The organism is Tessaracoccus coleopterorum (assembly GCF_011174705.1).
GTDB classification, from domain to species: Bacteria; Actinomycetota; Actinomycetes; order Propionibacteriales; family Propionibacteriaceae; genus Arachnia; species Arachnia coleopterorum.
This window is the reverse complement of record NZ_JAANIJ010000001.1, coordinates 483,284-504,547: the sequence shown is the minus strand read 5'-3', so window position 1 is coordinate 504,547 and position 21,264 is coordinate 483,284. Positions and strand designations below refer to the sequence as shown.

General features: G+C 71.0%; 17 protein-coding genes and 11 pseudogenes. 20 read left to right on the top strand and 8 right to left on the bottom strand.

Translation table 11 applies throughout. From position 1 onward, the window contains the following. Positions 1-3: 3 nt before the first annotated feature. The 3 genes from G7085_RS03170 to G7085_RS23685 are packed head-to-tail and all read left to right on the top strand — an operon-like array spanning position 4 to position 1,516. Positions 4-360 carry a hypothetical protein gene (locus G7085_RS03170; RefSeq protein WP_197509942.1) on the top strand — a complete coding sequence of 119 codons (357 nt, stop codon included), beginning with the start codon at positions 4-6 and terminating at the stop codon, positions 358-360. A 29-nt stretch (positions 361-389) separates the two neighbouring features. Then, positions 390-1,067 carry a Y-family DNA polymerase gene (locus G7085_RS23690; protein WP_231979174.1) on the top strand — a complete coding sequence of 226 codons (678 nt, stop codon included), beginning with the start codon at positions 390-392 and terminating at the stop codon, positions 1,065-1,067. Next, positions 959-1,516 (top strand): DNA polymerase Y family protein, encoded by a 558-nt coding sequence (locus G7085_RS23685; protein ID WP_408647170.1) that lies wholly within the window; start codon positions 959-961, stop codon positions 1,514-1,516. The genes G7085_RS23690 and G7085_RS23685 overlap by 109 nt, the downstream gene beginning before the upstream one ends. 669 nt (positions 1,517-2,185) lie before the next feature. Here G7085_RS23685 and G7085_RS03160 read toward each other — a convergent pair. The 8 genes and pseudogenes from G7085_RS03160 to G7085_RS03125 all read right to left on the bottom strand — a co-directional run bounded on the left by G7085_RS03160 (position 2,186) and on the right by G7085_RS03125 (position 6,914). Next, entirely contained in the window at positions 2,186-2,578 is a 393-nt protein-coding gene (locus G7085_RS03160; RefSeq protein WP_197509941.1) for a DUF3040 domain-containing protein, read from the bottom strand. A 43-nt stretch (positions 2,579-2,621) separates the two neighbouring features. Further along, positions 2,622-3,541: pseudogene (locus G7085_RS03155) on the bottom strand (transglutaminase-like domain-containing protein). 50 nt (positions 3,542-3,591) lie between these two features. Next, positions 3,592-4,215: pseudogene (locus tag G7085_RS03150) on the bottom strand (DUF3488 domain-containing protein); the annotation flags it as partial. Positions 4,216-4,291: 76 nt separating this feature from the next. Then, positions 4,292-4,459: a hypothetical protein gene (locus G7085_RS03145; RefSeq protein ID WP_197509938.1), complete on the bottom strand. Its 168-nt coding sequence runs from the start codon at positions 4,457-4,459 to the stop codon at positions 4,292-4,294. Continuing rightward, positions 4,456-4,797, bottom strand: a complete 342-nt coding sequence (locus G7085_RS03140; protein WP_197509937.1) for a hypothetical protein — start codon at positions 4,795-4,797, stop codon at positions 4,456-4,458. The genes G7085_RS03145 and G7085_RS03140 overlap by 4 nt, the downstream gene beginning before the upstream one ends. Beyond that, entirely contained in the window at positions 4,794-5,693 is a 900-nt protein-coding gene (locus tag G7085_RS03135) for a DUF58 domain-containing protein (protein ID WP_197509936.1), read from the bottom strand. Before G7085_RS03135 ends, G7085_RS03140 begins: the two co-directional genes overlap by 4 nt. A 118-nt stretch (positions 5,694-5,811) precedes the next feature. Further along, a complete protein-coding gene (locus tag G7085_RS03130) occupies positions 5,812-6,015 on the bottom strand; it encodes a hypothetical protein (protein WP_197509935.1) in 204 nt (67 codons plus the stop codon). A 5-nt stretch (positions 6,016-6,020) separates the two neighbouring features. Further along, a pseudogene (locus G7085_RS03125) lies at positions 6,021-6,914 on the bottom strand (AAA family ATPase). A 242-nt stretch (positions 6,915-7,156) separates the two neighbouring features. On the opposite strand from G7085_RS03125, the pseudogene mraZ reads away from it, so the two are divergent. The 17 genes and pseudogenes from mraZ to G7085_RS03050 all read left to right on the top strand — a co-directional run bounded on the left by mraZ (position 7,157) and on the right by G7085_RS03050 (position 21,256). After that, positions 7,157-7,591, top strand: a pseudogene (gene mraZ / locus G7085_RS03120) (division/cell wall cluster transcriptional repressor MraZ). A 123-nt stretch (positions 7,592-7,714) separates the two neighbouring features. After that, positions 7,715-8,668, top strand: a pseudogene (gene rsmH / locus G7085_RS03115) (16S rRNA (cytosine(1402)-N(4))-methyltransferase RsmH). A gap of 100 nt (positions 8,669-8,768) precedes the next feature. Then, entirely contained in the window at positions 8,769-9,065 is a 297-nt protein-coding gene (locus tag G7085_RS03110; protein WP_197509934.1) for a hypothetical protein, read from the top strand. Continuing rightward, positions 9,053-9,196 carry a hypothetical protein gene (locus G7085_RS03105; RefSeq protein ID WP_197509933.1) on the top strand — a complete coding sequence of 48 codons (144 nt, stop codon included), beginning with the start codon at positions 9,053-9,055 and terminating at the stop codon, positions 9,194-9,196. Before G7085_RS03110 ends, G7085_RS03105 begins: the two co-directional genes overlap by 13 nt. Positions 9,197-9,513: 317 nt before the next feature. Next, complete coding sequence (locus tag G7085_RS33950; protein WP_231979173.1) at positions 9,514-9,777, top strand: hypothetical protein; 264 nt, start codon at positions 9,514-9,516, stop codon at positions 9,775-9,777. After that, the gene (locus tag G7085_RS03100; RefSeq protein WP_408647028.1) at positions 9,741-10,937 is read left to right on the top strand and encodes a peptidoglycan D,D-transpeptidase FtsI family protein; all 1,197 of its coding nucleotides are present in this window, start codon (positions 9,741-9,743) and stop codon (positions 10,935-10,937) included. Before G7085_RS33950 ends, G7085_RS03100 begins: the two co-directional genes overlap by 37 nt. Further along, complete coding sequence (locus tag G7085_RS33945; RefSeq protein ID WP_408647168.1) at positions 10,868-11,212, top strand: penicillin-binding transpeptidase domain-containing protein; 345 nt, start codon at positions 10,868-10,870, stop codon at positions 11,210-11,212. Before G7085_RS03100 ends, G7085_RS33945 begins: the two co-directional genes overlap by 70 nt. Positions 11,213-11,337: 125 nt before the next feature. Next, entirely contained in the window at positions 11,338-11,634 is a 297-nt protein-coding gene (locus G7085_RS03095; protein WP_197509932.1) for a Mur ligase domain-containing protein, read from the top strand. Between the two features lie 2 nt (positions 11,635-11,636). Next, positions 11,637-12,812, top strand: a complete 1,176-nt coding sequence (locus G7085_RS03090) for a Mur ligase family protein (protein ID WP_197509931.1) — start codon at positions 11,637-11,639, stop codon at positions 12,810-12,812. Beyond that, a pseudogene (locus G7085_RS03085) lies at positions 12,813-14,240 on the top strand (UDP-N-acetylmuramoyl-tripeptide--D-alanyl-D-alanine ligase). Then, positions 14,200-15,303 (top strand): annotated as a pseudogene (mraY, locus tag G7085_RS03080) (phospho-N-acetylmuramoyl-pentapeptide-transferase). The pseudogenes G7085_RS03085 and mraY overlap by 41 nt, the downstream one beginning before the upstream one ends. Beyond that, positions 15,285-16,746 (top strand): annotated as a pseudogene (gene murD / locus G7085_RS29285) (UDP-N-acetylmuramoyl-L-alanine--D-glutamate ligase). Before mraY ends, murD begins: the two co-directional pseudogenes overlap by 19 nt. A gap of 86 nt (positions 16,747-16,832) precedes the next feature. Then, positions 16,833-17,360, top strand: a pseudogene (locus G7085_RS29280) (FtsW/RodA/SpoVE family cell cycle protein); the annotation flags it as partial. 8 nt (positions 17,361-17,368) lie between these two features. Then, a complete protein-coding gene (locus tag G7085_RS29275) occupies positions 17,369-17,962 on the top strand; it encodes an FtsW/RodA/SpoVE family cell cycle protein (RefSeq protein WP_331715437.1) in 594 nt (197 codons plus the stop codon). A 37-nt stretch (positions 17,963-17,999) separates the two neighbouring features. After that, positions 18,000-19,088, top strand: a pseudogene (gene murG, locus G7085_RS03060) (undecaprenyldiphospho-muramoylpentapeptide beta-N-acetylglucosaminyltransferase). After that, positions 19,089-20,534 (top strand): annotated as a pseudogene (gene murC, locus G7085_RS03055) (UDP-N-acetylmuramate--L-alanine ligase). It begins immediately after the preceding pseudogene. Then, positions 20,531-21,256, top strand: coding sequence for an FtsQ-type POTRA domain-containing protein (locus tag G7085_RS03050; RefSeq protein WP_197509929.1), 726 nt, complete (start codon positions 20,531-20,533; stop codon positions 21,254-21,256). The pseudogene murC and the gene G7085_RS03050 overlap by 4 nt, the downstream one beginning before the upstream one ends. Positions 21,257-21,264 lie beyond the last annotated feature (8 nt).

The following is a 21,264-nucleotide window of genomic DNA, read 5'->3' as shown; positions in this document are numbered from 1 at the left end:
GGCGTGGCGGGGGCCCTCAACCGTGGTGCCACCGAGGAGGAGGCGATCGCCGCCGTCACGGCCATCCTCGACGAGGTGCCCGAGGGGTACTCGCTGGTCGGCACCTGGCAGGAGCGACCCGCACCGCGGCCGCCGACCGCAGACGCCGGGGTCGATCCCGCGGAGCCGGCACCGGAGGGCTTCGAGCCGCCGCCCGACCCGCAACGCGGCCGTGCGGGTGGCATGGGGCAGCGCAGGGTGCTGGTGCATGCGAGCGGGTTCAAGCAGTCGCCCTACTCGGACATCAAGCCGGCGGGCACCGGGGCGGCGGAGGCGCCACGCAAGCTGTGGCACTCCAGCCCGGGAAGTTCAGGAAGGTGAGGGGAATGCGGGTAGTCGCACACGTGGACATGGACGCGTTCTATGCGTCGGTCGAGATGGCGCGGCATCCCGCGCTGCGGGACGTGCCGATGTTCGTCGGTGGCTCCACCCGGGGTGTGGTGCTGTCGGCGAACTATCCGGCGAGGCGGTTCGGCATCGGCGCGGGCATGCCGTCGAGCCGGGCCAGGCGGTTGTGCCCGCAGGTGGCGGTGGTGCATCCCGACTTCGACCACTACTCGGCCGTCTCCGACGGCGTCTCCGAGATCTTCGACACGCTCACCGACCGGGTGGAGATGGTCTCCATCGACGAGGCGTTCATCGACCTCACCACCGCGCTGCGGCGCCTCGGCGGCGACCCGGTTGCCATCGGGGAGCGGCTCCGCGCCCAGGTGATGGACGAGCAGGGCATCGCCTGCTCGGTGGGGATCGGGCCGAGCAAGTTCATCGCGAAGCTCGCCTCCAAGCAGGCAAAACCCGACGGCCTCGTCAGGGTGCTGCCCGCCGACACCATCGCGTTCCTCCACCCGCTGCCGGTCGAGGCGATCTGGGGGTGGGGGAGGCCACCGCGGGAAAGCTGCACCGCCTCGGCCTCGACACGGTGCGCGACCTGGCCAACACGCCGCGGGCCACCCTGCAGCGGGCGCTCGGCGACGGGCAGGGCGCGCTGCTGTTCGACCTGGCGTGGGGGCGTGACGACCGGTCGGTGATCGCGCGGGAGCCGGCCGAGCACAGCGTCGGGTCGCAGGAGACGTTCGGCCGCGACACCGACGACCCGGCGCTGGTGGTCACCGAGATCCTGCGGATGGCCGACCGCACCGCGGGCCGGATGCGCGCCCAGCAGATGGTGGGGCGGACGGTGTCGCTGTCGGTGCGGTTCGCCGACTTCACCACCATCACCCGCAGCGGCACGCTGAAGGCCTACACCGACCGCACGAACGACATCTACGCGGAGGCGCTGCGGCTGTTCGAGAAGTTGGGGCTGCAGCGGGCGAGGATCCGGCGGGTCGGGGTGAGGGTCGAGGCGTTGGTGCCGAAGGGGGAGACGTACCAGCAGCCGGCGCTCGACGAACCGGCCGGGGATGGGAGGAGGCCGAGGAGGCGATCGACTCGGCTGTGCTCCGGTTCGGGCCGAAGGCGGTGCAGCGGGCCCGGCTGACGAGGAGGGCCGAGACGCTCGGGGCCGCAGGCTGACGGGGCCCCACCCGACCCGTAAAAAACGGCCAGTAGCCGGTTCTGGTCGGTCTTGCCGTGAGAATCGGCCACTGACCGAACTGGGAGGTGCCGGTCCGACCCCACCCGACCCCGTAAAAAACGGCCAGTAGCCGGTTCTGGTCGGTCCTGCAGCGAGAATCGGCCACTGACTGATCCTTCCATCCCTTGGCGGGAAAATGGTGGACCGGGCCCGGGGACGGTGGTGGAAGCCCGACGGCGGTGGTGTCGTCGGCGCTGTGGCTGGGAACCGGGGTCGGGTCGCCGGGGTGGGATGGTGGCCCATGTTTTCAGCGGGACCGATCAGAATGGGCTACTGGCCGATTTTTCCGGACGGCGCCGTCCGGGGTCGGGTGGCCGGGGTGGGATGGTGGCCCATGTCTTCAGCGGGACCGATCAGAATGGGCTACTGGCCGATTTTTCTGGACGGCGCCGTCCGGGTCGGGTCGCCGGGGTGGGATGGTGGCCCATATTTTCAGCGGGACCGATCAGAATGGGCTACTGGCCGATTTTTCCGGACGGCCCCCTGGGAGACGCATCGGACAGATGAGAAAGAGGCCTTCCGTGGGCGTGCCGCCCGGCCGGAAGGCCTCTCATGGTCTCGCGGGAGCCGCCGTCAGGAATCGCCCTCCTGGCGACGCCTCCAGCGCTCCTCCAACTTCTCCATGAAGTCGCTGCCCGATGTGGTGGGCGGGTCGTTCTTCGGCGGTGCCGGCTTGGGCCTGCTCGGCTGGCCGTCGTCTCCGACGTGCTGCCAGGAGTTCACGCCCACCAGCACGGAGACCAGCATGATCACGAAGCCGACCACGCTGACGGCCGGATGCACCGACACGCCAGCGATGAGCACCACGATCCCGAGGACGAGGCCCAGCCCTGCCAATGCCGCGCGCCTCCTATGGACGCGCACCTCGGCCGTGCCACTGAGCCTGTCGGCGAGCCTGGGGTCTTCCGCCATCAAGGACGCCTCAAGCTGTTCCAACAGCTTCCGCTCCTGCTCGGATAGGGCCATGTCATCTCCCTCGGGTCTCGTTGTCTTCATTCTAGGCGCCCAGTCAATCGCCGGAGTCGGGCCGGGGTCGGCGACGCGCTGATGGCAGCAGCGAAGTGGGCAACAGCGCTGCCCGAACCCGCCTGCCGGGCTCCGCGGCGCGCGAAACCGACGTCCGGAGCGACCTCACCAGCGCGGGCAGCCCGTCCGTGGCGGCACCCTCCCGGGAGTACCTGCTGATCTCGACGGTGCGGGCGATCGCGAGCAGCGCCGCGGCCCCCTGTTGGGGCAGGCCGCCCGCGAGCGAGCGTGCGACCGGACCGGGTGACCCGTCGGCCCACGGGAGGCCGAAGTCGCGGATGGTGGCGCGCACCTCGGCCCATGCGCCGTCGGCGCGGGCCGCGTCGGCCTGCCCGGAGCGGAGCCGGAGCCGACGCTGCACGAGCCGCACCAGCGCGGGCGCCGCCAGCAGCGCCAGGATGAGGAGGCCGAGGCCGAGGAGCAGCCCGGCGCCGACGCCGCCGCCGCCGGAGGCGTCGGGTGCCTGGGTGGGCGGGGCGGTGGGCGTGGGCGGGGCGAGCGTCGGCTCGGCCGACCCGGTCGCCGACGGCGTGCCCGACGGCTCGGACGAGGGGTTGGCCGACGGCTGATGCGCCGGGTCGGTGTTGTCCGGGTCGCCCGCGTAGGCGGGGGTCGGCTCGAACGGCACCCAGCCGAGGCCGTCGAAGTACAGTTCGGGCCACGAGTGCGCGTCGTGGGTGCTCACCTCGTAGGTGCCGTCGCTCTGCTGCTCACCCGGCGCGAAGCCGACCGCCATCCGGGCGGGATGCCCTGCAGGCGGGCCATGGTGATCATGGCGGCGGTGAAGTGGATGCAGTAGCCGGAGCGGTCCTCCAGCAGGAACGCGCTGATGGCGTCGCTTCCCGACGCGCTCGGCGCGGACAGTGAGTAGGTGAACGCCTCGGAGCGCAGAAACGCCTGGATCGCCAGCGCGGCCGCACCCGCGGTGGTGGTGTCGGAGACGATCTCGTCGGTCAGCGCGGCGACCTCGGGGAGAGTCCCTCCGGGATCTCGGTGAGCACCGGGTCGAGCCCGCCTCCGGCGGCCGCGGTCAGGATGTCCTCGCGCCCGGGGTCGGGTTGCACGGCCTCGACGGTGTAGGCGAGGTTGCGCGTCTGATCCATCCGCTCCGGGCCAGCGGCGACGATGGTGAGGGTGGCCGGGTCGTACGACCAGGTGCCCGCCGCGTCGAACCCGTCGACGGCGAACGGTGCGGGCAGGTACTCGGAAGGCATATCGGCCATCTGCACGCCGACGCTGATCCGGGTGCCGGGGAAGTCGTAGGCGCCGCCGAGGCCGAACCGGCTGAGCCGCATCGGCACGAGCCGCGCTCCGCTGGAGGTGAGGCTCGACAGGGCGACCGTGCGCAGGTAGACGGGGCCGTCGTCGTTGCTGCGGTAGGTGAGCACAGGCTGGTCGGCCGGGCGGCGCAGGTCCTCGGTGAGCCGGACGGTGGGGTCGCTCAGTTGGATGGGGCCGTCCTGGCCGGTGTTCCACGGCTGCTTCTGTCCCATCGGGATCAGCGGGGCGATCAGGAGCGACCCGATCAGGACCACCGACGTCAGGGCGACCGCGGTGCCCGCCCTGGAGGCGTGGAACGGTCCGCGCCGCGACGCCTTGCCCGTGACGGCGCCGGGCCCGAAGCGCTGAGCAGTACGAGCAGGTAGCCGCCGATCACGGGATCAGGTCGGTTACGGGCAGGTCCTCGGTGACGATGAGCGCCGTCATCACGAACACCAGCGAGAGCGGCGCGATGGCCCAGCCGGGCTGCTCGAGCCCGTCGACGAGCAGTTCGAGGACCAGTAGCAGGACGGCGGTGAGCAGGAGAAGCAGCCAGATCATCGCGGGGGCGGGCGGGAGTGGCGGGGTAGGGTGCGGACGATCTCCATGCCGTCGCGGGTCAGCGCGATCACGGAGGTGACGGGGTCGCCGGGCCCGGCGAGCGCGAGGCCGCGCCACACGAGGACGCCGAGCACGGCGGCCAGTTGCGCGAGCAGCGTGGCGGGCCGCGGCGCCCGCAGCAGCGCGAGCCCCAGGCCGACCACGGCGGAGGCGACCAGCAGTGGGAGGGATTGGAGGCTGTAGGCGCCCGGATCGACCAGGGCGTCGAGCGGCGCGAGCGACAGCCAGACGGCCACCGCGATCATCACGGGGTTGAGCGGATGGTAGGAGAACCTCATGACCGGATCCGTCCCCATGCCTGCGGGACGGTCTCATCGGGGCAGTAGCGGGCAACGGTCCAGCCGTGGTTGGCGAGCAGCAGGCAGGCGTCCTCGTGTTCGGCCGACGGCGTGGCCCACGCGTCGGCGTCCGGCACGAGCGCGACGATGCTGCGGGCCCTCGTGCCCGCGGCGGCCAGCGCGGCCGCGTCCTCGACGGTGAGGATGCCGGTCACCGCGACGATCGAGGCGGCCGACGACATGGCCTCCGGGTCGGTGAACGTCTCGCCGAGCCGGCGGTGCTCGGAGGAGGCGAGGTCGGTCATGGCCTCGACCATCGACTGGCGCGCGAGGATGCCCGCGGAGTGACCCGAATCGTAGACGGTGCCCGACGGCGCGACGATCGACAGCCGGTAGCGGCCCCTGAGCAGCAGCATGGCCACGGAGGTGACGGCGGAGACGGCCCATTCGAGCGACCCGCGCGGCCCGTGGTCGCCGTGGGCCGACAGCCTGGTGTCGACCACCAGCGTGCTCGACGGATCCCACGGGTGTTCCTCGAGGCGCACCATCAGGTCGTCCTTCTTGGCCGACAGCTTCCAGTGCACGCGGCGCATGTCGTCGCCGTGGCGGTGTTCGCGCACGAGCACGTCGTCGGTGCCCGCCTGCCCGATCCTCTGCGGGGTGGCGTCTCCCGCGGCGCCGAGGCCGGATCCGCCGGGCAGTTCATCGAGCGGCCAGACGCGTGGGGTGACGCGGAGTTGGGTGTCCGGCCCGTCCGAGGTGATGGAGCGACGGCACAGCCCGAACGGGTCGGTGGCACGCGCGGTGACGGGGCCGATGCGGAACCGCCCGCGCGACTCGGCCTGCACGCTGTAGCCGACTCCCTGGTGCCAACGCCCGAAGCCTCGGGCGATCACGAACGATGCCCCTCCACCCACCTGTGGCGCGGCGGCGTCGGTGATCTTCAGCGCGCTCGACTGGACGGGGCCTCGTTGGCGACCCGCAGTACCACGCGGGCCGTCTCTCCGATCGGCATCAGCGGAGGCTCGACGGTGCGCTTGTGGCTGAGGCGCGGGGAGCGGCCAGCAGGTAGACCATGGCCGCCAACGGCAGCAGCGCGAGCGTCAGGGTCAGCCAGAGGACGTCGGGTTCGCCGATCGCGGAGGCGCCCACCGACGCCAGGCCGCCGATGATGAGGAGCGCGAGCCCGCGGCTGGTCAGCCGTGCGCCACCCAACAAGTTGCCTACCCCGTTCCGGGTCGGCACCGACTGCAGGATGGCTGTGATGACCCCGCGGCGTCGCGCCGGGCGACCTGGGCCTCGACCGTCGGTAGCACGCGGTGTGCGAGCACCTCGACGGCGAGCGAGGACACGTCCTCGGGATGACGTAGTCACGGCCGGCCAGCGCCGCCACCACGCGGGAGGCGCGCATCAGGTGCAGCGATGCGCGGGGGCTCGCGCCCAGCCGCAGGTCGGGGTGGTTCCTGGTGGCCTCGACGATGGAGACGATGTAGTCGTTGATCACGGGCGCGACGTAGACGGCCCGGATGGCCTCGACCGCCGCGGCGACGGTGGCCGCGTCTGTCACGGGGGTGACGCTGGCCAACTGGTCGCCGCCCGCCTGCGCGGTGAGCATGGCGACCTCGGACTGGCGGGCCGGGTATCCCATGGTGATGCGTGCCATGAAGCGGTCGCGCTGCGCCTCGGGAGGGGATAGGTGCCCTCCATCTCGATGGGGTTCTGGGTGGCGATCACCATGAACGGCCGGTTCAGCTTGTAGGTGTGCCCGTCGACGGACACCTGGCTCTCTGCCATCGCCTCCAGCAGCGCCGACTGGGTCTTGGGGAGGCGCGGTTGATCTCGTCGCCCAGCACGATGTGGGCGAAGATGCCGCCGCGCTTGAACTCGAACTCGCGGGTCGACTGGTTGAACACCGACACGCCGGTGACGTCGCTCGGGAGCAGGTCGGGCGTGAACTGGATGCGGCGCACGTCGCCCGCGATGGCGCGGCCGAGTGCCTTCGCGAGCACCGTCTTCCCGACGCCGGGCACGTCCTCGATCAGCAGGTGGCCCTCTGCCAGCAGCACGGTCACCGCCATCCGGATCTGCGCCGGCTTACCGACGATGACCCGGCCCATCTCGGCCGAGATCTTGTTGGCGAGCTGGGACACCTCCGGAAGGGAAGGGGTGGCGGCTTGGTTCACCTGGACTCCTCGTGGTCGTTCGCGGTCGGTCCAGCTGGCCCGATCGGCGAGGACAAGCCTACAAGCACGGGCACACCTCAGGAATGGGGAGAGAAATGGCACGTCTGGGGAGGAAAGTGGGGTAATGTGGCGGCCAGTGGAGCAAAGTGGGTGCCGATAGGGAAGGGAGGTGCCTGATCGATGTTCCTGGGACGTACCAGCCGAAGTTGGACGAGAAGGGCCGCCTGATCCTTCCGGCCAAGTTCCGCGACGCGCTCGCAGCGGGTCTCGTGGTGACACGGACCCAGGACCGGGCGCTGGCCGTATATCCCCGTGCGACGTTCGAGGCGAAGATGACCTCCCTTCTCAGCGCCCGAGCACGGTCAGAGAGGTCCGCAACTATCAGCGCATGCTGATGGCAGGGGCCAGCGATGAGGTTCCAGACAAGCAGGGCCGGGTGACCATTCCCCGAACCTCCGCGCCTACGCAGGTCTGGATCGTGACGTCGTGGTGATCGGGCGGGCGACCGCGCCGAGATCTGGGACGCCGAGGCGTGGCAGCAGTACTCCGAGGGAAGCGAAGACAGCTTCTCGGAGATGGACAACGAGTTCACCGCCCTGACGGGTCTGTGACTCCAACCGGTGATACCCGGCCGGCGAGGCCCTGACTTCACTTCCCCGAAGCCAGGACCGGTCCGGACGGGCATCTCTGGGGGAGCCCCGGTGACGAACGAGGATGAGGGTCGAGCAGCAGTGATGCAGGGATTTGCGGACGTCCACGATCCGGTCATGCGTGACCGGATCGTCGATCTGCTACGCCCGGCCCTCTCCCGACCGGGCGCCATCTTCGTCGACGGCACCCTCGGCCTGGCCGGGCACTCCATCGCCATGCTCGAGGCCTGTCCCGAGGCCCGACTGATCGGGATCGACCGCGACCCCGACGCCCACCAGGTCGCCGCGGAGCGGCTCGGCCCGCTGCTGGAGCGCGCCACCCTCGTGCACGCCGTCTACGACGAACTGCCCGATGTGCTCGACGACCTCGGGATCGACTCGGTGCAGGCCATCCTCCTCGACCTCGGCCTCTCGTCACTGCAGATCGACCGCACCGACCGCGGCTTCGCCTACCGGACCGACGCCCCGCTCGACATGCGGATGAACCCCACGGAGGGCCGACCGCCGCCGACGTGCTCAACACCTACCCCGTCCGGGAGCTCACGAACATCCTCAAGTGGTACGGCGAGGAGCGCTTCGCAGACCGCATCGCCCGCGCCATCGTCACGGCCCGCGCAGAGGCACCGTTCGACACCTCCGGGCGTCTCGTCGAGGTGATCTCGGGGCCATCCCGCGGCCGCCCGCCACACCGGGGCCACCCGCCAAGCGCACCTTCCAGGCGCTGCGCATCGAGGTCAACCGCGAACTGGAGGCGCTCAAGGGCGTCCTCCCTCCGCGGTCGACGCCCTCGCCGTCGGCGGGCGCGTCGCGGTGCTCAGCTACCACTCGCTGGAGGACAGGCTCGTGAAGCAGACGTTCGCGAAGGGGGCCGCCGACCGCGCCCCGCGCGGGATGCCCGTCGTGCCCGAGTCCCTCAAGGCCGAACTCCGGCTGCTGACGCGTGGGGCCGAGCGGCCCGACGAAGACGAGATCGCCATCAACCCTCGGGCCGCCTCGGCCCGGCTGCGGGTTGCCGAACGGATCAGGGAGGCCTCATGAGCGCGGCGCCAGTCCTCACCCGGAGACCGGGCCGACCAGGAAGGCGGCACACCTCCACCTGGTCCAGGCCCCGGCCCACTCGGTCTCGACGCTGGGTTTCGTGACCATCCTGGTCGCGCTGATCGCGATCGGGCTCGGCGGGGTGATGGTCGTGTCGACCTCCGTTGGTGCCCAGTCGCGCGAACTCACCACGCTGCGCAGGGAGGCGAAGGAGCTCGGCTACAAGTCGGCCTCGCTCACCTCCGAGCTGCAGCGCGTCTCGAGCGCCAACGCGCTCGCGCTGCGCGCCACGAGCCTTGGCATGGCGCCCAACCCGTACCCGGCGTTCATCAACCTGGCCGACGGCTCCGTCACCGGTGAGCCCACCCGGTCGAGGGCGACGAGATGCCGTTCCTGACGGGGACGCGGCCCGAGCCGCTGCCCGACACGCCGCCCGTCAAGCAGGCCAGGCCCGAGGCACCCGCCGCGGCCGACGGGTCGCCCAACGATCTCTCCGCGGCGGGAGCGACCGGGCAGGGGCAGCCGTGACGAAGGACAGGCCCGAAGGTTCCCGAAGCCACGCCCCACCGCGAGGCAGGGGCAGACCCGAAGCCCCGTTCCTCCTCAGGCTCCACCGCCCGCTCCTCGTCGGGTTCCCGCCAGGGCAAGGGCGGCGCGTCCGGCTCCCGGCCCGCACCGCGGGCCAGGCGCGCCCGGCCCAGAAGCCCGCAGCGGGCACAACCGCCACGCCAGCAGGCCGCCCGGCCGCGCACCGCGTCCTCCGGGCCGCGTCCGGTGGCGCGTCCCGCCGCGGCCGGCCCACGCAGGCACAAGCGCTCCATCCGGCTCCCCGTGGGCGCACCTCGGTGCGGATCCGCGTGTTCATGGTGATCGTGGCGCTGCTGCTCGGCACCGCGGGCGTGCGCGCCGTCCAACTGCAGGGGATCGACTCGAAGGCCTACGCCTCGCAGGCCGCAGAGAAGATGCAGTCGACGCTCGACCTGCCCGCCGCGCGCGGCACCATCACCGACCGCAACGGTGTCGTGCTCGCTGCCACCGAGCCGGCCATGCTGATCTCCATCGACCCGAGATCGTGCGCAGCAACGGCGCCGATGAGCGCTACGAGATGAGCAAGAGGAAGCAGGAGGAGGCCAAGGCGGCCCCCGAGGCCGTCGCCGAGCTGCTCGTCAAGCATCTCGGAGGCAAGAAGCAGACCTACCTCGACCAGATCGCGAAGAAGGACTCCCGCTACGAGATCATCATGCGGCGGGTGCCTGCCAACACCTACATCGAGCTCAAGAAGGACCTCAAGCTCGGCTTCGACGGTGACGGCAAACGCCCCTGGTGGGGTGTCTACGCCACGAGCGACCCGGTGCGCACCTACCCCAACCGCACCGTCGCGTCCAACGTGATCGGCTGGGTCAACGGCGACGGTGAGGGCGCCTCCGGCCTGGAGTACGTGCTCGACGACAAGCTCACCGGCACCCCGGGCAAGCAGGTCTACGACTCGTCGACCTACGGTCGCATCCCGCTCGGCACCTCCGAGATGGAGCCCGCCGTCGACGGCGACTCCTACGTCACCACCATCGACTCCGACCTGCAGTGGATGGGCGAGCAGGCGCTGGCCGAGGGCCTCAAGAAGTCGGGCGCGAAGACGGGCAAGCTCGTCGTGCTGAACGTCGACACCGGCGAGGTGCTCGCGCTGGCCAACGGGCCCAGCTTCGACGCCGCGAACCCGGGCCGCGCCGACAGCGACGACCTGGGCAACCGGGCCGTGACGGAGGCCTACGAGCCGGGCTCGGTGCAGAAGGTGCTCACCATGGGCGCGCTGGCCGACCAGGGGCTCGTCACACCGGACACGAAGGTGGTCGTGCCGCCGCGCATCGCCTCGGGAGACGGCTCGGTCGGCGACTCGTTCGACCACGGCACCATCAACCTGACAGCCCGCGGCATCATCGCGAACTCGTCCAACATCGGCACCATCATGCTGACCCGCGAGATGGACAAGGCCGACCTGAGCGGATACCTGACGAACTTCGGGCTCGGGTCGAAGTCCGGCCTCGGGCTCCCGGGCGAGAGCGCCGGGTCCGTGCCGAAGCCCGACATGGCCGACTACACGCGCGACCAGATCTCCTTCGGCCAGGGCCTCAGCGTCAACGCCATCCAGATGGCCGCGGCCGTGGCCGCCGTCGTCAACGGGGCACGTACCACCAGCCCACCATCATCGCGTCGGGCACGAAGGCCGACGGCACCGCCGTCGAACTGCCGCAGCCCACGTCGCGCCGCGTGATCTCGGAGGAGGCCTCGCAGGCGGTCGTCGAGATGATGGAGTCGGTGGTCACGCTCAAGAAGGACCGCGCGATCGACGGTTACCGCACCATCGGCAAGTCGGGCACCGCGCAGCGTTTCGATCCCAAGTGCAAGTGCTACAACGGCTACACCGCCTCGTACGTGGGTGCCGCCCGGCGGAGGACCCGAAGATTCTCGTCTACGTGGTCTTCGACCAGCCGACCAACGGCAACCTCGGTAGTCAGCTGGCGCTACCGGTCGTCAACGACGTGCTGAAGCTCGCGCTTCCGCGCTACAACGTCGCCCCTCGACGACCGAGGCGCCGGATCTGCCGCTAACGTTCGAGTGATGGTTACCCCGCTCAGACCCGCCAACCTGCCCCCGCGACCCTGGCTTCGCTGGTGGCCGGGCTCGGCCTCGTCGGCGACACCGACAGCCGCGAACCCGTCTCCGGCATCACGCTCGACTCCCGGGCCGTGGAGCCGGGCTGGCTCTACGTCGCGCTGCCGGGCAGCCGGGCCCACGGTGCCTCGTTCGCGGCCTCCGCGATCGATGCCGGGGCCGTCGCGATCCTCACCGACGACGAGGGCCGCGACCTGATCGGTCCGTCGCTGGTCCCCGTGGTCGCCGCGCTCGACGCGCGGGAGGCCATGGCGACGGTGTCGGCCCGGCTCTTCGGGAGCCCGCCCGCGCCATGACGATGCTCGGCGTCACCGGCACCAACGGCAAGACCACCACCGTCGCCCTCCTGCAGGGTGGGTTGATGGCGGCGGGTGTGTCGACCGGCACGATCGGCACCATCGGGTTCCGGCTCGGCCGCGAGGAGTTGCGGTCGGCCAGGTCGACCGTCACCACACCCGAGTCGCCCGACCTGCAGGCGCTGCTCGGCGTCATGGCGCAGCGCGGCGCCCGGGCGGTGGCCCTCGAGGTCAGCTCGCACGCGATGGCGCTCGGCCGTGTCGACGCGATCGGCTTCGACGTCGTCGGTTTCCTCAATCTCGGCCGCGACCACCTCGACTTCCACAAGACGGTGGAGGAGTACTTCGAGGCGAAGGCCCGCCTGTTCGAGCCGGGTCGCTCCGCGGTCAGCGTGATCTGGGTTGACGACCTGCACGGGCAGGAACTCGCGGCGCGGGTTCTGACCCACGAGCAGTCGCGGCTGATCACCGTCGGCACCATGGAGGGCGTCGACTACCTCCTGGGCGACTACGTGGCCGACGGCGCCTTCGGGGGCCGGGCCGTGATCGGGCGCGGCGGGGAGGAGCTGGAGATCCGCCTCAGCCTCCCCGGCGCGTACAACATGATCGACGCCGCCGTCGCGTTCGCGATGCTCGAGGCGGTGGGCGTGCCCGCCGACGCCGCCCTCGCGGGTCTCGCGACGGCGCAGGTGCCGGGCCGGATGCAGCGCGTCGACCTCGGCGGGGACGCCCCGCTGGTGGTCGTCGACTTCGCGCACACCCGCAGGCCGTCGAGGCGGCCCTCGCCTCGCTGGCCGGGCCGGCCCGTCATCGCGGTGCTCGGCTGTGGCGGCGACCGCGACCCGGAGAAGCGACCCGACATGGGGGCCGCGGCCGCCCGCGGCAGCAGGCTCGCGATCATCACCGACGACAACCCCCGCACCGAGGACCCGGCCGCCATCCGCGCCCAGACCCTCGCGGGCACCGTCGGCGTCGAGGGCGCCGAGGTGATCGAGGTGGCCGGCCGCAGGGCCGCGATCGCGGAGGCGATGCGCCGCGCGACGCCCGACGCGATCGTCGCCATCCTCGGCAAGGGGCACGAGCGCGGACAGATTCTCGCCGACCGCACGGTCGACTTCGACGACGCCCTGGAGGCGGAGCTCGCGTGGCGCCGCCTCACGGAAGAAGGAGTGGGATAGATGCGCGTGCGTAGGACCAGTGAGCTCATCACCCTGATGCAGCCCGCCGCGGTGGAGCTGTTCGGCGACGACGCGGAGGTCGGCCCCGACGTGGTCATCGACAACCGTGCGGTCACCCGGGGGCGCTGTTCGTCGCGATCCCCGGCGAGCGGGTCGACGGCCACGACTACGCGGCCGCCGCCGTCGAGGCGGGCGCGGCGGGCGTGATCGCCATGCACCACACCGGCGCCGACGCCCCGCACATCCTCGCCGCCGACTCCGTCGACGCGCTCAGCTGGCTCGCCCGCGGCGTGGTGGCCGAGGCCCGGGTGCGCGGCATGCTGAGCATCGGGGTGACGGGCAGCTCGGGCAAGACGAGCACCAAGGACCTGATGGCCCAGGTGTTCGAGGCCGCAGGGGCAACCGTGGCGCCGGTCGGGTCGCAGAACAACGAGATCGGTGTGCCGCTGACGGCCTGCCGCGTCGGCGACGACACCGCCTACCTGATCTCCGAGATGGGGGCCCGCGGGATCGGCCACATCTCCTGGCTCACCTCGCTCGTCGGGCTCGACATCGGTGTGTGCCTCAACATCGGCCGCGCCCATGTCGGCGAGTTCGGCGGGATGGAGACCACCGCGAAGGCGAAGTCCGAGATCGTCGCCGACCTCGCGCCCACCGGCTGGGCGGTGCTCAACGCCGACGACGCGCTCGTCGCGGGCATGGCGGCGGCGACACGGGCCCGGATCGCCTGGTTCGGAGAGGGGAGCCGACGGGTGGGGAGCTGCGGGTCTCGGCGCGCGACGTCACCCTGGACGAGCTCAGCCACCCTCCTTCACGCTGGTCGTCTCCGATGTCGACGGGGAGCGTTCCGCGCCCGTGTCGCTCGGGGTGCTCGGCCGCCACCAGGTGTCCAACGCGCTGGCGGCCGCGGCCGCCGCGCTCGCCGCCGGGATCGAGCTGGGCGTGGTCGCCTCCGCGCTGTCCTCGGCGACGTCGCGTTCCCGCTGGCGGATGGAACCCGTCCGGCTCGCCGACGATGTGCTCGTCCTCAACGACGCCTACAACGCCAACCCGACTCGATGGCCGCCGGGCTGCGCACCGCCTCCGAGATCGTGGCCTCGGCCGGGCGCGGCACCCGGAGGCGCGGCTGATCGCGGTGCTCGGCGACATGCTGGAGCTCGGCCCGACTCGGCCGAACTGCACCGCGACCTGGGCGCCCTTGCCGCCGGGCTCGGCGTGGCGGAGGTCGTCGCGGTGGGTCAGTTCGCCGACGACATCGTGGCCGGAGCCGCCTCGGAAACCGTGTCGGCCCGCGTTGCGACCTGGGATCAGGTGGCCACTTCGCTTACCCTTGGCCCCGGCGACGTCGTCCTGATCAAGGGTTCACGCGGCGTCGGACTGGAGAGAGTTGCGACCGACCTGGCCGCAGGGGACGGAGAAATCTCGTGATCAACATCCTGCTCGCGGCGGGCTGTCGCTGGTGTTCACACTGGTGGGCACACCCGCGCTCATCAAGTTCCTGACGAAGCGGCAGTACGGGCAGTTCATCCGCGAGGACGGGCCGACCGCGCACTACGTCAAGCGCGGCACCCCACGATGGGTGGCCTCGTGATCATCGGCGCCGTCGTCGCCTCGTACTTCATCACGCACCTGATCCGCTGGCAGTTGCCGTCGCTCTCGGGCGTGCTGCTGATCTGCCTCGCGGTGGCGATGGGTACCCTCGGCTTCCTGGACGACTGGTCCAAGATCTCCAAGGAACGCAGCCTCGGGCTGAGCCCCGCGGCAAGCTGATCGGCCAGGTGCTCATCGGCGTGGCGTTCGCGCTGGTGGCCCTGTACTTCCCCGACGAGCGGGGCGTCACGCCCGCCTCACCGGCCATCTCCTTCCTGCGCGACATCAACTGGTTGTACCTGCCGATCCTCCTCGCGGTGGTCTTCATCGTGTTCCTCGTGTCGGCCTGGAGCAACGCGGTCAACCTCACCGACGGCCTCGACGGCCTCGCCGCAGGCAGCGCCACCCTGGTGTTCGCGGCCTACACGCTGGTCAACATCTGGCAGTACAACCAGTGGTGCGGCCGCCTCTCCACCGCGGGCCCCGCTGTTACGACGTCCGGGATCCGCACGACCTGGCGATGGTCGCCGTCGCGTTCGCGGGCGCCTGCTTCGGCTTCCTGTGGTGGAACGCCAAGCCGGCCAAGATCTTCATGGGCGACACCGGTTCGATGGCCATCGGCGCAGCGCTCGCCGGCCTCTCGGTGATGACCCGCACCGAGGTGCTGCTCGTCATCCTCGGCCTCCTGTTCGTGATCGAGGTCGGCTCGGTGGCCATGCAGGTCACCTACTTCAAGGCCACCCGGGGCAAGCGCATCTTCCTGATGTCGCCGATCCACCACCACTTCGAGCTGAAGGGCTGGGCCGAGGTCACGGTGGTGATCCGCTTCTGGATCATCTGCGGGCTGTGCGTCGCGCTCGGGCTGGGAATCTTCTACGGGGAGTGGGTGGCGGGACAGTGACCAGGGACTGGATGCCCACCGCGAACCGGCTCTCCGACTGGCCCTCGGCCAACGTCGTCGTGGCCGGGCTCGGCGTCTCCGGCTTCGCGGCCGCCGACGGCCTGATGTCGCTCGGGCGAGGATCACCGTGCTCGACGAGTCGGAGGCCTACGCCGACAAGGCGCTGCTGCTCGAGCATCTCGACGTCACCGTCCGGATCGGGAAGGGCGCCACCGCGCAGCTTCCCCGGGCACCGACCTGGTCGTCACCTCGCCGGGCTGGCGGCCGAGCGCGCCGCTGCTCAGGCAGGCGGCGGCGGAGGGCATCCCGGTGTGGGGCGAGACGGAGCTCGCGTGGCGCATGATGCAGCCCGACCGCGTGATCCCGTGGCTCGGTATCACCGGCACCAACGGCAAGACCACCACCACGCAGATGGTCGAGTCGATGCTGATCGCCGACGGCCGCAAGGCCGCGGCGGTGGGCAACATCGGCCGCCCATCATCGAGGCGATCCTCGATGACGTCGACTACGACGTGTTCGCCGTGGAGCTCTCCAGTTTCCAGCTGCACTGGATGAACAACGTGCACCTGCATTCGGCCGTCGTGCTGAACCTCCACCAGGACCACCTCGAGTGGTACGAGGGCTGGGGCTCGCAGGACGGCTACTTCGCGGACAAGGCGAAGATCTACGGCGGCGTCACCAACTCCTGCGTCTACAACGTGGACGAGCCCTCACCGAGAAGATGGTCGAGGAGGCCGACGTCGAGGAGGGCGCCCGCGCCATCGGCTTCACCACCGGCATCCCCGCCATCTCGATGCTGGGGGTTGTCGATGACATGATCGTCGACCGCGCCTTCATCCCGCAGCGCGACCGCAATGCCCTCCCGCTGGCGAAGGTCTCCGACGTGCAGCCCTTCGCCCCGCACAACGTGGCCAACGCCGTCGCGGCAGCCGCCCTGGTGCGCAGCTACGGCGTCGCGCCGCAGTCGGTGGCCTCCGGCCTGCAGCGGCTCCAGCTCGCCGGTCACCGCATCCAGAAGGTGGCCGAGGCCGACGGCGTCGTCTGGGTCGACGACTCCAAGGCCACCAACCCGCACGCCGCAAACTCGGCGATGCTCGCCTACGACTCGTTCGTGTGGATCGCGGGCGGCCAGGCGAAGGGCACCACGTTCGACACGCTGATCGAGCGCCACCGCGACAAGCTGCGCGGCGCCGTCGTGATCGGCGTCGACCGGGAGATGATCGCCGAGACGCTTGCCCGACACGCGCCCGATGTGCCCGTCCGGGTGCTCGACAACACCGACACTGGGGTGATGGAAGAGGCCGTCGCCCTCGCGGGCGCTATGGCACGACCGGGGGACACGGTGCTGCTCTCCCGGGCTGCGCGAGCCTCGACATGTGGGACGGCTACGCCGCCCGCGGCGACGACTTCGCGGCGGCGGTCACGAAGTACCTGGCGGGGTAGGAGAGGGAGAGGCCCATGTCAACCGACGCGACCTCCCGGCGCGGCCCACCTTCTGGACCCAGGTCAGGAACCTCACCGGTTCGGCGATGGCTCCCTACTACTTCATCGCCTCGAGCGTCGCCGTGCTCGTCGGGCTCGGCACCCTGATGGTGCTGTCCGCCTCGTCGGCCATGGCCATGCATGCGGGCAAGGACCCGTACTACTACGTGATCCGCCAGTTGGTGTTCCTCGGGCTGGGCCTGATCCTCGGCGCCCTGTTCAGCCGCGTCAGGCCGGAGACGCTCCGCAGGCTCGGCTGGCCCGGATGGGCGCTCGCCGTCGCGCTTCTGACGCTGGTGCTGGTGCCCGGACTGGGCGTCTCCGGCGGCGGCAACCTCAACTGGGTATCGCTGGGCCCCATCCAGTTCCAGCCCTCGGAGTTCGCGAAGCTGGCGCTCATCGTGTGGTGCGGCACCGTGTTCCACAACAAGCGGGGCCGCCTGCACGAACCCATGCAGCTGCTGGTGCCGCTGATCCCGCTCGGCGGCATCATCCTCGTGCTGATCCTCGCGGGCCGCGACCTCGGCACCGGGCTGATCATCGGGCTCATCATCGTGCTGATCATGTGGTTCATCGGCACCCCATGCGCATCCTCGTGCCGCTCGGCACCGCTGCCGCCGTCCTCGTGGCGCTGCTGGTCTACGGCTCCGGCAACCGGATGGACCGCATCGCGATCTTCCTCGACCCGCAGAGCAACACCGACCTCTCCTCGCAGCCGATGTCGGCGCTGTACGCGTTGGCGAGCGGCGGTTGGTGGGGTCTCGGGCTGGGGGCGAGCAGGCAGAAGTACGGCGGCCTCAAGAACGGCGCGCACACCGACTACATCTTCGCCGTGATCGGCGAGGAGCTCGGCCTGTTCGGCGTGCTGCTCGTGATCGGCCTGTTCGGGATGCTCGGCTGGGCCGGGCTGGCCGTCGCGATGCGGTCGGACAGGATGTTCAACAAGGTGGTGGCCGCCGGCATCACGGGCTGGTTCCTGACGCAGGCCATCATCAACATCTTCGTCGTGATGCACCTCCTGCCTGTGCTCGGCGTGCCCTCCCGTTCGTCTCCTACGGCGGCTCCGCGCTGCTGGCCTCGCTCATCGCGACGGGGGTACTGTTGGCCCTCGCACGCGACACCCCCACTGCGCGCGCCCACCTCGAGGCCCGCAGGAAGAAGTCGCGGCCGCGGATGACGAGCGTCATGGCGGCCACCAAGGAGGACTGAAGTTCATGACCAGCGTCGCGCTCGCGGGCGGTGGCACCGCAGGCCACACCTCGCCGTTGATCGCCACCGCGAACGCCATCCTGGCGCGCGGTGAGGCCGACATCGTGTGCATCGGCACCGCGAAGGGGCTCGAGACGCGCGTGATCCCCGAGGCGGGGCTGCGGCTCGAACTGATCGACCCGGTGCCGCTGCCGCGCACGCTGAACCTCGACCTCCTGAAGCTCCCCGTGACGCTGACCCGTTCCGTGCGCCAGGCCCGCCGCGTGCTGCGCGAGTCGGGGCCGACGTGCTGGTCGGCTTCGGCGGCTACGTGTCGATCCCCGCCTACCTCGCGGCCCGCACCATGGGTGTGCCGGTGGTGGTGCACGAGGCAAACAAGCTGCCGGGCATCGCCAACAAGGTGGGCGCGCGGTTCGCCGCGTTCACCGGCACCACCTTCCCCGAGACCGTGCTGCGCCACTCCCGGGTGGTCGGGATGCCGATGCGCGCCTCGATCACGCGGCCCACCGTCACCGCCGCGGAGGCCCGGGCCGGGTTCGGGCTCGACCCCGACCGCCCCACGCTGCTGGTCAGCGGCGGCTCACAGGGCGCGGTCAGCATCAACGGCGCCGTCGAGGCGGCCCGCGACGCCATCCTCGCCGCCGGGGTGCAGATCCTGCACGTGCTCGGGCCGAAGAACTTCGACGGGGCGCGCGACGTCGTCGTCACCCATGAGGGCGGCGCCCGCTACGTGCCCGTCGCGTTCGTCTCCGACATGGCCACCGCCTACGCGGCGGCCGACCTGATGCTCGGTCGCGCCGGCGCGGGCACCGTCATGGAGACCGCGGTCAGCGGCCTGCCCGTGATCTTCGTGCCGCTGCCGTGGGGCAACGGGGAACAGGGCGCAACGCCGCCGGGCTCGTCGCGGCCGGGCGGGGTGGCTCGTGGAGGACGCCCAGCTCACCGCGGATAGACTTGTCGCGCTCATCGGGGAAGCGGTCGGGGACCCCGACCTGCTCACCCGGATGTCGGCCACCGCGCGGGGCATGTACCCGTCGGACGCGGCCGAAGAGCTTGCGGACGCGGTTCTCGCGGCCGCCAGGAAAGGGAAATGAATGCTGCTCGAACCCGTTGAGGTAGTCCCCGTCGACCAGGTCGGCCCATCCACTTCATCGCGGCCGGCGGCTCCGGCATGAGCGGCATCGCGCGGCTCTACGCCGAGCTCGGCGTGTCGACCTCCGGCTCCGACCAGTCCGATTCGACGGCGCTGCGTTCGCTCGCCCGCGCCGGCGTCACCACCTACGTCGGGCACGACGCCGCGCAGCTCGGCGACGCCCGCACCGTCGTGATCTCCTCGGCCATCCGGGAGAACAACGTCGAGCTGATGGAGGCCCGCGCCCGCGGCCTGCGCGTCTGGCACCGTTCCGCGGCCCTGGCGGCCCTGATGCTCGGCAAGCGGGGGGTCTCCATCGCGGGCACCCACGGCAAGACCACCACCACCGCCATGACGGCGGTCATGCTCAGCGAGGCGGGGAGGACCCGACCTACGTGATCGGCGGCCCGCTGTCGACCAGCGGCGTCTCCTCGGCGATCGGCTCCGGCGAGGCGTTCGTCGTCGAGGCCGACGAGTCGGACGCGTCGTTCCTGCAGTACCCCACCGAGATCGCGGTGATCACCAACATCGAGGCCGACCACCTGGTCAACTGGGGCACCCCGAGGCCTACGCGCAGGGCTTCCGCGCGTTCGCCACGCAGCCGCACGTGCGTCACACCGTCATCAACGTCGACGACCACGGCTCCCGTGCGCTCGCCGACGAACTGACCGCGGCCGGGCACCACGTCGTGCGCTACGGCGAGGCCGAGGACGCCGATGTGCGCTTCACCGACGCCGTCGCCACGGCGACCGGGGGAGCGCAGGCCACCCTCACCTACGGTGACGAGTCGGGCCCGATCGTGCTGCAGGTGCCAGGCAACCACAACCTCGCCAACGCCTGCGCCGCCTACGCGGTCGGCCGGCTGCTCGGCCTCACCCACGACCGGGCCGTCGAGGCCCTCGGCCGCTTCGAGGGGACCCTGCGCCGCTTCCAGCTGATCACCGACACCGCCGGCATCCGCGTCTACGACGACTACGCCCACCACCCGACCGAGATCCGCGCCGCGCTGACGGCTGCGCGCAGGGCCACGGCTGCCGGCAACGAGGCCACAGGCCTCCCCGGCCGGCTGATCGCCTGCTTCCAGCCGCACCTCTACACCCGCACCCTCGACTTCGTGGAGGAGTTCGGCGAGGTCATGACGCTGTCGGACGTGGCGGTCATCAACGACATCTGCGGCGCCCGCGAGGATCCGATCCCCGGCGTGACCGGCGAGCTGGTGGTCGACTCCGCGATCCGGCACGGCGCCAGGGAGGTCGTCTACGTCAAGGAGAAGTACGACCTGCCCGCCGCGCTGAACGACATGGCCCGCCCGGGTGACCTCATCATCACGCTCGGCTGCGGCGACGTCACGATCGTCGGCCCGCTGCTGGCCACGCTCCTCAAGGAGCGCCCGGACGCGGCGTTGTGAGCCAGCCGCTCGCACCCGGCGCCTTCGCGCGGGCACTGCAGGACCGGCGCGACTCGGCGCGGCGCCGCCGTTGGATGATCGGCGGCATCGCCGGCGGCGTGGTCGCCCTTGCCGCGCTGCTGGTGTACCTGCTCGGGTTCTCGTCGCTGTTTTCCACCGACTCGGTGGAGATCGACGGCACGCACCTCCTGACGGTGGAGCAGGTGAGGCAGGCGGCCGCCGTGCCCATGGGTGAGCCCCTGCTCCCGGTGGACACCGACGCCATCGCGGCGCGCGTCGCGGCCCTCGCGCCGGTGCTGGAGGTCCACGTGGCCCGCGCGCTCCCGACACCATCGTCATCAACATCACCGAGCGCACGCTGGTGTACCAGTTGCAGGGCAAGGACTCCGTCGAATGGGTCGACCGCGACGGCGTCGTGTTCAACACGAGCCCCGAGGGCTCCGAGGGATCGTCCAGGTCAAGGCGAAGAAGCCCGACGAACGGCTGCGCAGGGACATCGCGACCGTGGTCGACCACCTGCCCCTGCGGTGGACGGACAGATCAGGTCGTTCAGCGCGACGGCCGTCGACCGCATCGGCTTCGACCTCACGGGCGACCGCGAGGTGGTGTGGGGCAGCGCCGAGGAGTCGGAACTCAAGGGCGAGGTGCTGGCGGCCCTGCTGTCGGTGGAGGCCGAGGTCTACGACGTCTCCGCCCCGCGCAACCCCATCACCAGAAAGTAGACCCTCAA

What these genes read in the sequence shown, in the direction of transcription:
- G7085_RS23690 (WP_231979174.1), top strand. Translation starts at nt 390, where the DNA reads ATGGACGCGTTCTATGCGTCGGTCGAGATGGCGCGGCATCCCGCGCTG.
- G7085_RS03160 (WP_197509941.1), bottom strand. Translation starts at nt 2,578, where the DNA reads ATGGCCCTATCCGAGCAGGAGCGGAAGCTGTTGGAACAGCTTGAGGCG.
- G7085_RS03145 (WP_197509938.1), bottom strand. Translation starts at nt 4,459, where the DNA reads ATGATCTGGCTGCTTCTCCTGCTCACCGCCGTCCTGCTACTGGTCCTC.
- G7085_RS03140 (WP_197509937.1), bottom strand. Translation starts at nt 4,797, where the DNA reads ATGAGGTTCTCCTACCATCCGCTCAACCCCGTGATGATCGCGGTGGCC.
- G7085_RS03105 (WP_197509933.1), top strand. Translation starts at nt 9,053, where the DNA reads ATGCCGTTCCTGACGGGGACGCGGCCCGAGCCGCTGCCCGACACGCCG.
- G7085_RS03090 (WP_197509931.1), top strand. Translation starts at nt 11,637, where the DNA reads ATGCTCGGCGTCACCGGCACCAACGGCAAGACCACCACCGTCGCCCTC.
- G7085_RS29275 (WP_331715437.1), top strand. Translation starts at nt 17,369, where the DNA reads ATGCGCATCCTCGTGCCGCTCGGCACCGCTGCCGCCGTCCTCGTGGCG.